Source organism: bacterium, assembly GCA_035559435.1.
Classification (GTDB): domain Bacteria; phylum Zixibacteria; class MSB-5A5; order WJJR01; family WJJR01; genus JACQFV01.
Map to the genome: position 1 here is coordinate 1 of DATMBC010000092.1, position 13,665 is coordinate 13,665.

Genomic DNA, 13,665 nt, shown 5'->3' on the forward strand with positions numbered 1-13,665 from the left:
CCGCCAGACCTGACGGTTGAAGGGCGCCAGTTCCTCCTCCTCAGCGGTCCAGACCGTCACCGGGGTGGAGTCGGTGACGGTGAGAACATCGACGAATCCCAGATACGCGCGCGACCAGGCATCGGGGAAGACCGGCACCGCGCCGAAGAGAATACGGCGCTGGCCTTCCACTTCGGTCTCGATGCCGACATCGTTGGCGTTGTTATCCATCAGACTGAAGTTGCCGACCTGGGTGGTGAAGTTGAAGGTGTTGTAGAGGTCGACCAGTCCGAGTTGGTGGCCAAACTCGTGGGCCAGCACGCCATTGAGCACGCCGATGCGTCCGTCCTGACTGATTGTTTCCGGCACGAGAATGGCTTCGCCGAGAGTGTCGGCGCCGCCGTTGAGAATGACCGGATCGTCGCGGCGGATGAAGACCGAAAACAGATCATGCGGCGAATCGTTGAGCACGTCGAACTGGCGGCTGGTACCGGCGTGGAAGATGATGACGCCATCGTAGTCGGCGAAGCGGATCGCAGGATCGGCGGCGGCGGCGTTGGCGGCATCCTCAATGAACTGCCGCAGCCCGAAGACCAGCCCCGAGTCGCCATCGCGCTCGCGGCCATAGAAGCCGGTCGGTTGCGGCACACGGTAGGCGCTGTCTTCGGCGACCGGAAAGACATGCGATTCCAGCGACAGACGGCCGTTGGAGACGACATTCCAGTACGCGTTGAGCGCGCGCAGATGGGCCGCGAAGTAGCGGCGATTGTGCGGGCTGGTGTCGAAGCTGTGCCCGGCGGAATCGAAGAAGATGGTCGTGTCGCGCAGATCGAAGCGGCCGCGTCCGGTGGTCAGCGGATCATCGGACTCCTCGTAGGGGAACTCGACGCGGATGGCGAGGATACGCAGCGTGACCGGATCGGCCAGCGCGCGTTTGCCGAGCGCATGCGGCGTCGGACGTTCCAGACCGAGAAGATTGCGTTGCGATGGCCCTCCCGGACAGAGGCAGCGCGGCAGATCGGCGCGGTTGACGGTCGAGTCGACCACGAGTCGGGCGCGGGAGATCGGGAGGATGCCCCCGGCGGCGCCGACATGGATCGAAGAGAGCACGATGATCAGTGGAACCAAAAGCAGGCTCGGCAGAAGCCCCGCCCTCCCCGGTCGCAAGGAGGATTCCTTGCGCATGATGGGTCCGCGCGGCCGTCCGCCGCAGTGGATCGCCCGCCCGAAGTGGAAATGATCAGTTGGCCGTGTCGCCACCGTTAGAACCGTCCTGAGAGACTGTAAAAGAGCGTGTTGGCCAAGGGGAGGTCCTTGGACGACGGGATGTAGGCGAAATCGAGGCGCAGGTTGGAGAACGAGATGCCCGCGCCGACGGTCGGCGTCTTGACCTCGCCGTCTTCGTCGTACATGTACCCGGCGCGCCCCGAGAAGAACGAGCCGTAGCGGTACTCGAAGCCGGCGTTATAGATGATCTGCTTGAGTTCGGACTGGTCGCTCTCGCCGATGTTGACGATCTCCTTGTTCAGGTCGGCGACGAGGATCAGGTTGTTGAAGGGCGAGCTCCAGAGATGGTAGGCGACGCCGAGCGCGAGGTTGCGCGGCAGCGGGTCGGATTGCTGGGCATCGATGTAGGAGATATTCGGGCCGAGGTTGGTCAGGGCGCCGCCGACCGTGAGGCGTTTCCAGGGCGTCTTGTAGAGGAAACCGGCGTCCATGGCGAAGGCGCTGCCGGATCCGGAGCCGATCTCGGCGCCGGCGCCCTGATCGGCAAGGCGCGAGTAGATGAACTTGGCGGACAACCCGGCGGCCAGCGACGGGGTCAGGCGGGTGCCATACGAGACGGTGGCGGCCATGTCAAAGGAGTTAAACGAGGCACCGATGTTGCCGAGCTCGTCGCGGCGTTCGATCTCGCCGAACGAGAGGAACGGCAGCGAGAGCCCGATGGTGCCGATGCCGTCGATGTGGGTGACGACGCTCGGGAAGATGTAATACAGATCGAGTTTGAAGTCGGGCAGCCAGGGGGCATACATGAACGAGACTTCCTTGTGCGGCCGCTGGTAGATGACGACGCGCTCGTTGGTGATGAACCAGTAGTCGCCGCCCTGCTCGCAGATGGCGCCGACCTGATCGCGGTCGAGGTCGGCATGGTAGTAGCGTCCCCACTCGCCGTTGTCGACTTCGAGCTGGCCGACCTCGGTGGCGACATAGAGGCGGTCGCCGGAGCCAACGATGTCGGTGACGCGCGAGCCGGCCGGGTTGCGATAGACATAGATGGTGCGTCCCGCCTCCACCCGTCCGCCCTCGAGTTTGTTGTAACTGGTGATGTACTCCGTCAGACGGCTCACCCGGTCGGGGGTGGCGCGATTGCCGAGACGCGACTCGGCGATCGCCTGCGCGGTGGTGGCCTCGGGGACGGTCATCGCTTCGTAGCCGAAGGAGGTCCAGCGGCCGCGGGCGTAACGGAAAGTGCCGAGCGTGGTGCCGACCCAGAGACGGTCGTAGCCGTCGAGGGCCAGCGCGGTGATGTCGCCGCGCAAGCCGAGCGAGTACGGGATCGAGGCGTTGTTGCCGGCGGCGGGGGCGGCCTCGGCGCCGAGGCCGTTGAGCGCGCGCACTTCGGCGGCGACACGGGCGATGGCGACCTCATCCTGCGAGTCCATCCACTGGCCGATGGCCTGCTCGAGGGTCTCGCCGACGCTCATCGTGATGACGGAATTGGCGACAAAGCGGCCGTCGTTGTAGAGCGCTAGCCCCTTGTCGGTGACCACCCAACCGCGGGTGGCATCGGAGAGGGCGACCTTCAGGACGCGCATCGACGGGAGGCCTTCGCTTGCGCCCAGCGACGACCATTGGCCGGAGTGACGCACGAAGATGCCGTCGTTGGTGCCGACCCAGAGACGGCGTCCGCTGGTGACGGCCAGGCAGTTGACGACGGTCTTGTCCCATTCCTCAATGCCGGCGGGCGCGGGCACGCGCTCCCAGCGGGCGCCATCGAAGGCGACGACGCCGTTGGCGGAGGCGACATAGAGGACTTCGCCGTCGCCGGCGATGGCATTGATCGGCGCGCGCAAAAGGTCGGTCAGGCGCACGTCGATCGCCGCCGGCAGAATGGGCGAGATCGAGCGCTCCATCGCGAAGCGCACGCGATCCAATTGCGTCTCCTCGGTGACCGGGCCGGAGGGCGGCAGAGCCGCGATCGCGGCGCGCAGTTCCATCAGATGTTCGGTGTCGACGCGTCCTTCGTTGAAGGCGACGCGGAATTCGCGTCCGACGTTTTCGAGGATGGTGCGATCACGGTACCCCTCGGGCGTGGCCTCGGCCAGCCGGGTGATGAAGCTCTCCATTTCCTGCGCCGTGATGCCGGCCTGCGCCGCGACCGACTGGCGGGCGATGGCGTCGGCGTCTTCCTCGGAGAGGAAGGGCGCATAGCGGCGAATGGCCGCCCCGAGCGAGCCGACGTTTTCGGTTTCCAGCCGGATGCGATCCGGTTCGCCGCCCTTGAGGCGGAAGACGCGCAGGCCCTGATCGGTGAGGATCCACAGATCGTAGGCCTGGAAGTTGTCATAGGGGAGGCCGTTTTTGAGCGCGACGGCGTCGAGCACCACGCCGCCGGCGTTCATCGGGTAGGCGCTCCATTCGGTGTTGAGCGGGTAGGCGCCGAGGCCGGCCGGGTTCCAGTGCGTGGCGGTGGCGTCATCGGCCATGGCGACAAAGGTGCCGCCCATGCCGGCGGCGCGCGCGCCGGTGGGAATGCGGAGGAAAAGCACGCCGGCGTTGACCTGGGCCTGCGCTTCCACGGGGCAAAGCATCAGGCCGCAGGCCACGATCAGAATCGCGACGGCGAGGTGTTGGGTTTTCAGCATCGGTTGATCCTTCCCTTTGGTTCTATGCCGAAGGGGTGCAAGCACTCTCCGGCGGGCGACGAACTGATTATTTGCGAACTGTTTAGTGTCGCGCATTCACCTGATTGTTCAGATCAGCGCGACACGACGACTTTCATCTCCCTATAGGCCTTTTTATCGACAATCTGACCGTCATCGGCCAGCACTTGTCCAACGGCTTCCAATTGAGCGAGGTAGACGCCGTTGGCGACACGGTCGCCAGTGTTGTCGCGTCCGTCCCAACTCGTCAGTCCATCCTGGGCATCGGCCTCCCAGATCAACCGTCCGGCGAGCGTGAAGAGCCGGATGCGGGCAGAAGTAATGGCACGGGTGGCGCGGAAATAGAAGGTCGTCAGGTCGGACAGGGGGTTGGGGTGGTTCAAGAATTCAGTTAAGCGAAAGTCGATATCCGTTTCTTTTGCAACGACTTGAAGATCATAATCCGAGGCGGTCGAGTTATTGGCATTGTCCCATACTTTGAGCTGAAGGCGGTGCGCACCCTGTGTCAGGCCGGCGATGCTGAATTGGGCTTTGCCCTTGTTGGGTGAGCCGGGGTCGTACACGAAGAGGTCCGTCAGATCGGCGAAGGGCGTTTGGGCCTCATCGACGAAGACCTCGAAGCGGTGGCCGGAGGAGCCGGTGAGATTGATGCCGGAGGGGTCATCGACGGCGACTTCGAGTGCGGCATCCTCGGGGAGATGGAAGCCATCGACGATGACCTCTCCCTTATCGGTGCGCAGCGCCACGGCGGGTCCGGCGGTGTCGTTGACGGCGCCGGCGGAGACGGCCAGCGGGATGGAATCGAGCGCGCCACCGGCGACTTCGGCGGCGGCGACGGCATGGCCCATGACGCGCGCGCCGGTCTGGCCGTAGGCGATATCCTTGGGCACGATGAAGCTGAATTCAAAGCGGCCGTTTTGCACCGGCACCTGCCCGCGGTAGAGCGTGCCGCCGGAGAGCTGGTAGTTGATCGTATCGTCGGTGCAGTAAGTGTAATGGCGGCGGCGCGGGACATCGCGGACGGTGACGGACATCGCGCCGTTGAATCCGACGAGGAGATTGCCGTCGGCATCGGTGACGGTCCCGGTGACCGCCGCCGGTGCGAGCGCGGTCAGACTGTCGGGGGAGAGCGAGGCGAAGTTGACGCGCCGGGTGGGCAGGCCGAGCTTCAGCGCCGGATCGCCGAAGAGGATATAACCGCGGTCATTGGCGCAGGGGCACGGGGGCGTGTCGCAGTTTTCAAACAGGCGGCAATTCAACTCGAAATACTGCCGTGTGAGTTTGCCGGTGTAGAGCGCGGCGGCAATGCCGGTCAGCCCGCGTTTGAAGAGCAAATCGAAGACCACCTCGTTGAGATCGGCGTTGGCCAGCGCCCCCGACAGGCGGGTGGCGGAGATCACGGCGACGGCCCCGCCCTCCGGCATCCGAATCCATTCCTCCGACATTCCTTCGTCGACCGGGTCATCGAAAAAACCGATCGAGCAGGAGAAGGTCAGCACCGCATGGGGTGTGGACCCGTTGGTCAGCCGGGGCAGATCGACGGTGCGCTCGAAGACGCGCTCGTGGGCCATGACATCGGGGTTGCCGTGGCCGAGGAAGTCGAAGACTAAGACGCCCTCGTTGAGTCCCGCGACGACCGCCTCCTTGGCAGCGGGCTTGCGGCAGCCGGTGGCGGCCGGATCGACGCAGGAGGGGTTGTCGAAGGGGTATTCGGTCAGATAGATCTTCTGCACGTCGATGCGCGGCGGGATGTAGGCGTTGGCGATCGCCTCGGCGTCGCGGATGTGGAAGCCCTCGCAGACGGAGAGATTGTCGCGCTCGCCGTACTCGTCATCAGCGACCATCATCACGCGCGAGCGCCAGGGGCCGAGGTTCTCGGCGGATTCGTAGCGTTTGATCTTGGCGGTGATGGCGGCGATTTCGGCGGAGTTGCGCACCGGCCAGCGCCCGATCAACATGTCGGGAAAGGGATTGGCCTGCGTGTCGCCTTCGGCGTCGAGCACGGCGCGGTCGGTGAAATAGACGTAGCTCTCATCGGAGACCACCGCGTCATCGCGCACGATGTACGGCGGGACATAGTTGACCGAATTGGCGCGGGTGTTGTTGAGAAAGTCGTTGGTGCCATCGCCGACCAGGAGCGCAAAGACCGGCTGCGGGCCGGGCCAGTGGTAGTGGGTGTGGCGCAGGAAGCGGCGGATGGCGACGGGGTCCTGCGGGCCGAGGGCAAAGCTGTTGTAGATATCCTCGACGGCGACATAGCGGGTGACGAGGTTGTCGGTCCCGGCGCGGTAGTCGAGGAAATCGGCGGTGGCGTTGCCGAAGGCGCGCGGGCCTATGGCCAGGTAGTCGGCGCCGGTGGACGGAGTGTGCAGGTCGACCACGGTGACCGGTGCGACGGCCCGCGGTGTCTTCAGCGAGGCGTTGACAAAGGCATAGAACAGGCGACGCCGGCCTTTGGCCAGCGCGGCGCCAAACCGGAGGTCGTTGCCGTCACGGCCGGCGTCGATGACGGCGCGCGGACGCTGCGGATCGGAGATGTCCCAGACTTGTGCCGACGCGCCGCCGGCGATGGTGAAGTTCAGCGCGGCGGTGGTGTCGGGCGCGGCGAACTTGAACGCTCCCGCGGCCATCTCGAGGCGGCGGTGGTATTCGATCGTGTAGAAGTCGAGGTAATAGCTGGCGGTGTTGGCCGCATCGAAGAAGAGCTCATAGTCAACATTCGGATCGTAGGCGGCCAGGCGGAAGGTCGAGAGGGTGGAACGGTCCTCCCCCTTGCGCTCGGCGACGACGTCGGGGAAGACGGTCTGGCCGGCGATGCGCAGGCGCGGATGGTAGTCGGCGGCGAAGCCGGCCCAGGTGCCCATCTCGATGAGCGCCGGCAACCCCGGGGCGGCGTTGCGGGCCTCGTAGAAGGTGATCGCGCCGACGCGGCGATTGCGGAAGTAGCGCGTGTAATAACTCTCAATGAATCCCGAGGAGGCGATGCGCAGGATGGTGTCCTCCTCGTGGCGGGCGCGGACGATGCCGGTGAACTGATCGAGGGCGCCCGGCGCGGGCGGCGCCGAGAGCGATTCGACGCGCAGCGGCGGGGTCGAAGCGGAATGCGACAGCGCCAGCCAGTAGACATTGTCGCGGTCGTAGCGGTGCACGACATCGACGAGATTGCCGAGCGAATCGACATCCCAGCGGTTGAGGCCATCGCCCCAGAAGAGGAACTGCTCGCCATCTTCGAAGGCGGCGTCATCGTCGCCCTGCCAGAGCATGGCGGCCTCGCGCAGCGTCGGGGCGGGATCGGCGACCTTGGTGGACAGTTGTCGTCCGGGGCCGGCGAAAAGACGCATCCCGGCGGGGTTGACGCCGTTGAGCGACACGCCGGCCATGCGCAGGATGCTGGGTGTGATGACAAAGACGCCGTCGCCGCGGGTGCGCAGCGACACCCACTGCGCGCCGCCGGCGAAGGGGTTGGTTTCGACGGCGGGTTTGGCCAGATTGCGTTCGGCGTCGACGCGCGCGTCTTCGGGGTTCAGAAGCAATTGACCGAGGATGGCGGCATAGGGATCGCGCGACGGCAACGGCGCGCCCGCGTATGACCCGCCGGAAAAACGCACAGAGACCGTCATGGCATCGGTCAGATCGAGCGCGCCCTGCGGATCGGCATACAGCGCCGGATGCAGAATGAGACGCGCCACCCGCACACCATGCAGGGTGAACAGGTCATCGACGACCAGGCGGGTGTCGGGATAGGGCCAGGCCGGAGCTTCAAGCGACAATGGCCGGGGCGGGGTCAGGCGGCGACTTGTGCCGACATTCAGCAGGGTTGCATCGACGCGATCGGCGCCAGGGGGCAGCGCAATGTAGATGATGCGTCCGGGAACCTGCGGCAACCCGGAGCGCGCGTCGAGCGCGGCATTCGCGATGTCGAGATAGACACCCTGCGCGTTGTTCGCCCAAACGGGAGCGCCGGTGCGGTAAACAAACTGGATTTCGGACTCGGAGCGGGAGAGGATCGAGCAGTCATCGTAAAGCGATGCCTGCGCGCGGACCGCGCAAAGAGCGGACAAGCAGAACGCCAGGATGTAGCGGTTGACGCGCACCATGATTTGGTCCCGAAACCGGGACGGTGATTCTTTGGTGTACCACACCCCTGCCCCTAATGGCGAGAGTGTGAAGAATCAATCGAAGTGGTGCGCTAAAACCTCCTGTGGCTCAAACCGTTTACGGTCCGGCAAAGACGTTGTTAATTAACATCTTCGCGGTCGAATTGTCAAACGACAATTATGTGGCCGCCCCCGGCTTTGTATCCGGCGGGAAGCTTCTCCCCTCCATGCAAGCGGCAGGCCAACGGGGCGCATTTGGGTCACGGCGCGCTAAGTGGCATTCGGGCAAGGGGTCGCAAGCGTCGCAGGTAAACCGGGCGCGACGGGTCTGAGTTCGAGATGCGCAAAACCCTGCGCAGAGATGCGACCGATGACTGCGAAATGTCACCGAAGCGAGGCGTGGGGCGTTGACGCACATAAATCGTCTGGTATATTGGATTTGCGGGCTGTCCATCGTGTTTGCCCCGCGGCTGTACGTACCTGCGATTCGGCCGGTGCCCCATCGAGACCAGAAAACCTGAGGAGTGTGTGATGCTGAAGCGAATGCTTCCGGCGGTCTGTTTGTGTGTGGCGGTCTTCCTGTGGGCGGCGCCGGGAGTGGCGACGGTGCGTGACGACGGCCATGTGAACCCGTCGCAGGGGGAGCGGATCCCCGGCGTGTTGGTGATCCAGCTGGCCGAGGGGTACATGCCTTTTGGCAACAAGCTGCAGAGCAACGGCGCGACCATGGGTGTGCCGGCGGTGGATCAGTTGAATGTGAAGCACGGGATGAGCGACTACTATCCCCTCTTTCCGCGCGGCAGCGCGAGCGCCAAGTCGGTGGCCGCCGGCCAATCGCCGATGGACCGCTGGCATCTGCTCTACTTCGATCCGTCCGCCGATCTCGACAAACTGGCCGCCGAGTACGAGGCGCTGCCGGAGGTTGAGCGAGTCGACTTCGATTACTTCGCCTATATCATGCGCACGCCCGACGATGCGCTGTATCCGCAGATGTTCCAACTCAATCAGGGCAGCGACCGTGACATGGACGCGCCGGAGGCGTGGGAGAAGACGGTCGGCAGTCCCGACATCATCCTCGCCGATACCGACACCGGGGTGCTCTGGTCGCATGAGGACTTAAACGCCAATGTCTGGATCAACCCGGGCGAGGACCTGGACGGTGACCGGGTGGTGATGGATCCCTCGGACATGAACGGCATTGACGATGACGGCAACGGGTATGTCGATGACCTGATCGGTTGGGACTTTGTCACCAGCGGCAGTCTGGTCTGGCCGGGGGAGGACGGGGCGATCCAGGACAATGATCCCAACGACTTCAACGGGCATGGGACGCACACCTCGGGCACGATCGCGGCGACAACGAACAACACGGTCGGGGTGTCGGGGGTGGCCGGCGGATTCGGAGTGAGCGAGCCGGGCTGCCGGATCATGTGCCTGCGCATGGGCTATTCGTTTGACGACGGCGGCCAGGAGAACGGCCGCACGCACATGAGCTATGTCGCGCAGGCGTTCACTTACGCCTACCGCAACGGGGCGACGGCGATCAATTACAGCTTTGGATCGTCGACCGGCGGCGGCATCGAGGCGGCAACCGACAGCGCGGTGGCGCACGAGCTGGTGATTTCGGCGGCGGCGGGCAACGACAACGGCGGCGTCACGGGCTATCTGCAGAACCGTACCGACGTTTTGTGCGTGGCCTCGACGACCTCCAACGACACCCGTTCCAGTTTCTCCAATTACGGGCCGCAGGTGGATGTCGCGGCGCCGGGCTCCTCGATCTACAGCACCGTGTCGAACCACTACTCGCCGACGTACGCGCGGTTCAGCGGGACCTCGATGGCGGCGCCGCAGGTGGTCGGTCAGGTGGGGCTGATCCGATCGTTGAACCCGTCGCTGACGCGTCAGGACGTGTTCGACATCATTATCGGCACAGCCGACAACATCGACGCGCTCAATCCGGCCTATGTCGGGATGCTGGGATCGGGGCGAATCAACCTCAACAACTCGCTGCAGAATCTGGCGTCGACCAACTTCGCGGCCGATCCGCGCGTGGGACCGGCGCCTTTGTATGTGCAGTTCTACGACAGTTCGTTTACGCCGCCGACGGGGTGGACATGGTATTTCGGCGACGGAGACTCGGCCTTGATCCAGAACCCGTCGCATGTCTACGGTCCGGGGCTGTGGGATGTCACGCTGCGGACGCAGACGGCGCTGGGGACCGGGCTCAAGCAGAAGGTCAGTTACATCGCGGCGCTGGCGGAGACGCTGGCGGCGGTCGACACGGTCGCGCCGGCGGGCACGGTGGTGGCGGTTGATGTCTGGGCGACCAACTTCCAGCCGGTGAAGGAGATCATACTGCCGTTGCGGGCCACCAACATTCCCGGCTCGGCCACGCTGGACTCGATGGTGACGACCGGATGCCGCACGGATTATTTCGAGTACAAGCAACTGGTGTACGACGCGCGCACCACCGGCGCGGTGTGCATGCGGATGCGCGCCGACAACAATCAGAATGGCTCCCCGGCCCCGTTGGCGCCAGGCGCGGGGCCGATCGCGCGGCTGTGGTTTAAGATGAAAAGCAACGTGAACCCGGCCAACTTCATCACCGTCGACACGGCGACGCTGGGGATTTCGCAACTGCAGCTGAAGTTCAGCTCGCCGGTGCTGGACTTTGTGCCGACCTACAACGCCGGCATGGTCAATCTCTTTGTCCTGCCCGGGGACATCGACTATGACGGCGCGCATACGGTGATCGATGTCACGCTGGCGGTCGATCACCTGTTCCGCTCGGTGCCGTTGCCGACGCCGCCGGATCGTGTCGACGCCAACTGCGACGGAGAGTACAACATTCTCGATGTGATCAAGGTGGTGGAATTCGCCTTTCGCGCCGGCGTGCCGCAGCCGTGTCCGTGAGGGCCGCGATCCGTCATCAGATGGTCTGGCAAAGGCGGGTCTTTACCCGCCTTCTGCCTGAATGGTGGATCGGGCGGCAAGGACGGCAACAGGCGGGGCGGGAGGATCGTTGCCGTCAGTGCAGTGTTGGTGTATCTTTCCTATCTATGACGAAAAAGCCAGCCCCTGTGCCTGTCGCGGTGTCCGGGTGGTCCTTCGACTGGCTGGTGGGCGGCATCGTGGTGCTGGCGCTGGTCCATTTCCTCACGGCGTGGCGTCCCGGCATCTGGACCTGGGGACTGGACTATTGGGCCGAGTTGCCGTTGTGGGGCCGGTCGTTGCTGTTGCTTTTGGTGGCGGTGGCGGTGTTCCCGGGGGTGGCGGAGCGAGTGGCGGCGACGATGGAGCGTCGGGTGTGGCCACGGGGCGCATCGTGGGGCTTCCTGGCGGCGGCGGCGGCGTTGTTTCTCCTCTTCCGCATGCGGGGGTATGCCTACGGCGACGGGTACTCGTTTCGCGGCTATCTGGCCGGCGGATTCCCCGACATCAGCGGCAATCTGGCGTTGATGGGCGGCGACCTGACGGTGCACTGGTTGGTCTTCAAAGCCATCGTAGCGCCCTTGGGCGGATCGCCGGAAACCGCTTATGCCCTTCTCAGCGCGGCGGCGGGAGTCGCCATGTTGGCGGCGATCGCCACGATCGCCCGGCACCTCTACCCGAAGGACCGCGGCGCGCGTTGGATGGTGATTGGGGCCGGCTGTTCCAGTGGGATGGCGGCGCTCTGGTTCGGGCATGTCGAGGCCTACTCGCTGGTCGGCGCGGCGCTGCTCTGGAGTCTGCTCTTCCTGTTGCGGAGCCGGCTTCTGTGGGCGACGGCGCTGTGGGTACTGGGCTGTGTCCTGCATCTGTTGGCGGTGGCGTTTCTGCCAGCGCTCTTGTGGGTCCTCTTCGGCAAGCGCACGGTAAGCGGGCTCCTGCCGCGCCGTGCGGGGGCGCTCTTCCTCATCGGCTTTGTCGGCTGGGGCATCGCGGGCGCGGTCTTTTCGACGGTGAAGCCCGGCATCTTTGTGCCGCTTTGGGCATCGGAGGAGACCTCGTACACGGCCTTCGGGTTGCCGCATCTGTCCGACACGGTCAATCTGCTATTGTTTGCCGCGCCGATCGGGGTGATTGGCTTGCTGGCCTGGCTGGCGGGCGCGGGTCGCAAGCCGCTGGACACGTCGTTGGGCATCCTGGCGGTGGCGGCGGCCTCCTTGTGGTTTTTCTCGTTCTGGGTGGATCCGTTGATCGGCGCGTTCCGCGATTGGGACCTGATCGGCGTCTACGGCATTCCGTTGTCGATTCTGGGCGCGGCGCAGCTGGCGCGTGGAACGACCGCGACGGGGGGTGTGCGGGCGCAGTGGGTGATGATCGGGGCGCTGGCGCTGGTCCACAGCGGGGCGTTTGTGTGGGGCGCGCGCGATGAGCGGGCGGTGGTGGCGCGTGTGGACCGTTTGGTGCGCGAGGATCCGCATTACACGCAGCAATTCCACCGTGGCGAGCGGCTGATGTCGTGGGCGTATGTGCTGGCCCATCTGACCGGCGACCGTCAGACCGCCATCGAGCACCTGCGCAAGCGCTCAATCTGGCAGCCGCGCGATGTGAACTCCTGGCGCAACCTGGGCAGTCTGCATTGGCAATTGCAGCAATACGACAGCGCCGCGGCCTGTTTCGAGAAGGCGCTGGAACTGTCGCCGAACGATGCGCAGGCGCTGGAGCAGCTGGGGTTGACTTATTCCTCGCTGCAACGCTGGGAGGAAGCGAGGGCCACGATGCAGCGTCTGGAAGGTGTGCGCACGCTCAAGATCAATGAACTCAATGTCCTGGCGTTCGCCAATCTGTGGCTGAAAGACGAGGCGGCGGCCGACTCGCTGGCACGGGTGAGCATCGCGCGCGACCCGAATCAGCAGGAGGCCTACTATTACCGCGCGATCATCGCCGAACAGAAGGCGGATACGAACGGGGCGCTGGAGCACCTCGAGCGGGCGATGGTCGGCGGCGCACGGGTGGAGGATGTCTACCTGCGCTGCGTGCGGCTCTATCAGGCGAAGTTGCGCTGGGAGGACGGAGCGCGGGTGGCGCGGATGTGGCAGGAGCAATTCCCGACGTCGGGATGGGCGTCTTTCTTCCTCGGGATGTCGTATGTGGCCACCAAACAGTATGAGGCGGCGCGGAACGCGTTCGAGGCGGCGCTGGTGAACAATCCGCGTCACTCGCTGGCGCACTTCTATCTGGCGACGGTCTATCGCAATCTGGGTCAGGCGGACCGTGCCAAGGCCGCGGCGGAACGGGCCATCGAGTTGGACTCCAGCCTGGCTCCCCCTTATCTCGAATTGGTCTATCTGGCCGCCGATGCCAATGACCGGGCGGCGGCGGTGGCGGCGACGCGTGAGTATCTGAAACGCTCGCCGGTTGATTCGGGGATGTCGTATCTGCAGCAATTCATGGAACCCTAAGGGCGGATTGAAGAAAGACGGGAACAGCCCGGCGGTGGGCGCGTATGAAGTGCAAGGCCGTCTTTGTGACGCGTCTCGGGGATGGGCCGGTCAGTTGGCCGGTAATCGCAGGGGCCGTAAGTTGACGCGACCCGGGTTGATCCGGCAGGGAGATTGCGCTTAGGAACCGGTGGAACAGAATCTGGCGGGTGTGTGTCGTGGAAGTGTGCATGACGGAGATAAATGGTTGCAAAACAAAGCACATCCTGTCATCGTAGAAGCAGAGAGCAGGCCGCCGGGAGGGCGGCATGAGCGGGGCAATGGGACCCAAACCAAGGT

At 64.7% G+C, this 13,665-nt stretch carries 5 protein-coding genes; 2 read left to right on the forward strand and 3 right to left on the reverse strand.

Annotation, left to right across the window (positions count from 1 at the left end):
• The 3 genes from VNN55_10720 to porU form a co-directional block, all read right to left on the reverse strand.
• Positions 1-1,164 (reverse strand): hypothetical protein (locus tag VNN55_10720; GenBank protein ID HWO58027.1); only part of this gene is annotated, 1,164 nt, incomplete at its 3' end.
• Positions 1,165-1,241: 77 nt separating this feature from the next.
• Positions 1,242-3,845 (reverse strand): PorV/PorQ family protein, encoded by a 2,604-nt coding sequence (locus VNN55_10725; GenBank protein HWO58028.1) that lies wholly within the window; start codon positions 3,843-3,845, stop codon positions 1,242-1,244.
• A 113-nt stretch (positions 3,846-3,958) separates the two neighbouring features.
• A complete protein-coding gene (gene porU, locus VNN55_10730; protein HWO58029.1) occupies positions 3,959-7,960 on the reverse strand; it encodes a type IX secretion system sortase PorU in 4,002 nt (1,333 codons plus the stop codon).
• A gap of 531 nt (positions 7,961-8,491) precedes the next feature.
• Between porU and VNN55_10735 the strand changes: the two genes are divergently transcribed.
• On the forward strand, positions 8,492-10,873 hold the full coding sequence (locus VNN55_10735; protein HWO58030.1) for a S8 family serine peptidase: 2,382 nt from the start codon (positions 8,492-8,494) through the stop codon (positions 10,871-10,873).
• A 167-nt stretch (positions 10,874-11,040) separates the two neighbouring features.
• Positions 11,041-13,347, forward strand: a complete 2,307-nt coding sequence (locus tag VNN55_10740; protein ID HWO58031.1) for a tetratricopeptide repeat protein — start codon at positions 11,041-11,043, stop codon at positions 13,345-13,347.
• Positions 13,348-13,665 lie beyond the last annotated feature (318 nt).

What these genes read in the sequence shown, in the direction of transcription:
- VNN55_10725 (HWO58028.1), bottom strand. Translation starts at nt 3,845, where the DNA reads ATGCTGAAAACCCAACACCTCGCCGTCGCGATTCTGATCGTGGCCTGC.
- porU (HWO58029.1), bottom strand. Translation starts at nt 7,960, where the DNA reads ATGGTGCGCGTCAACCGCTACATCCTGGCGTTCTGCTTGTCCGCTCTT.
- VNN55_10735 (HWO58030.1), top strand. Translation starts at nt 8,492, where the DNA reads ATGCTGAAGCGAATGCTTCCGGCGGTCTGTTTGTGTGTGGCGGTCTTC.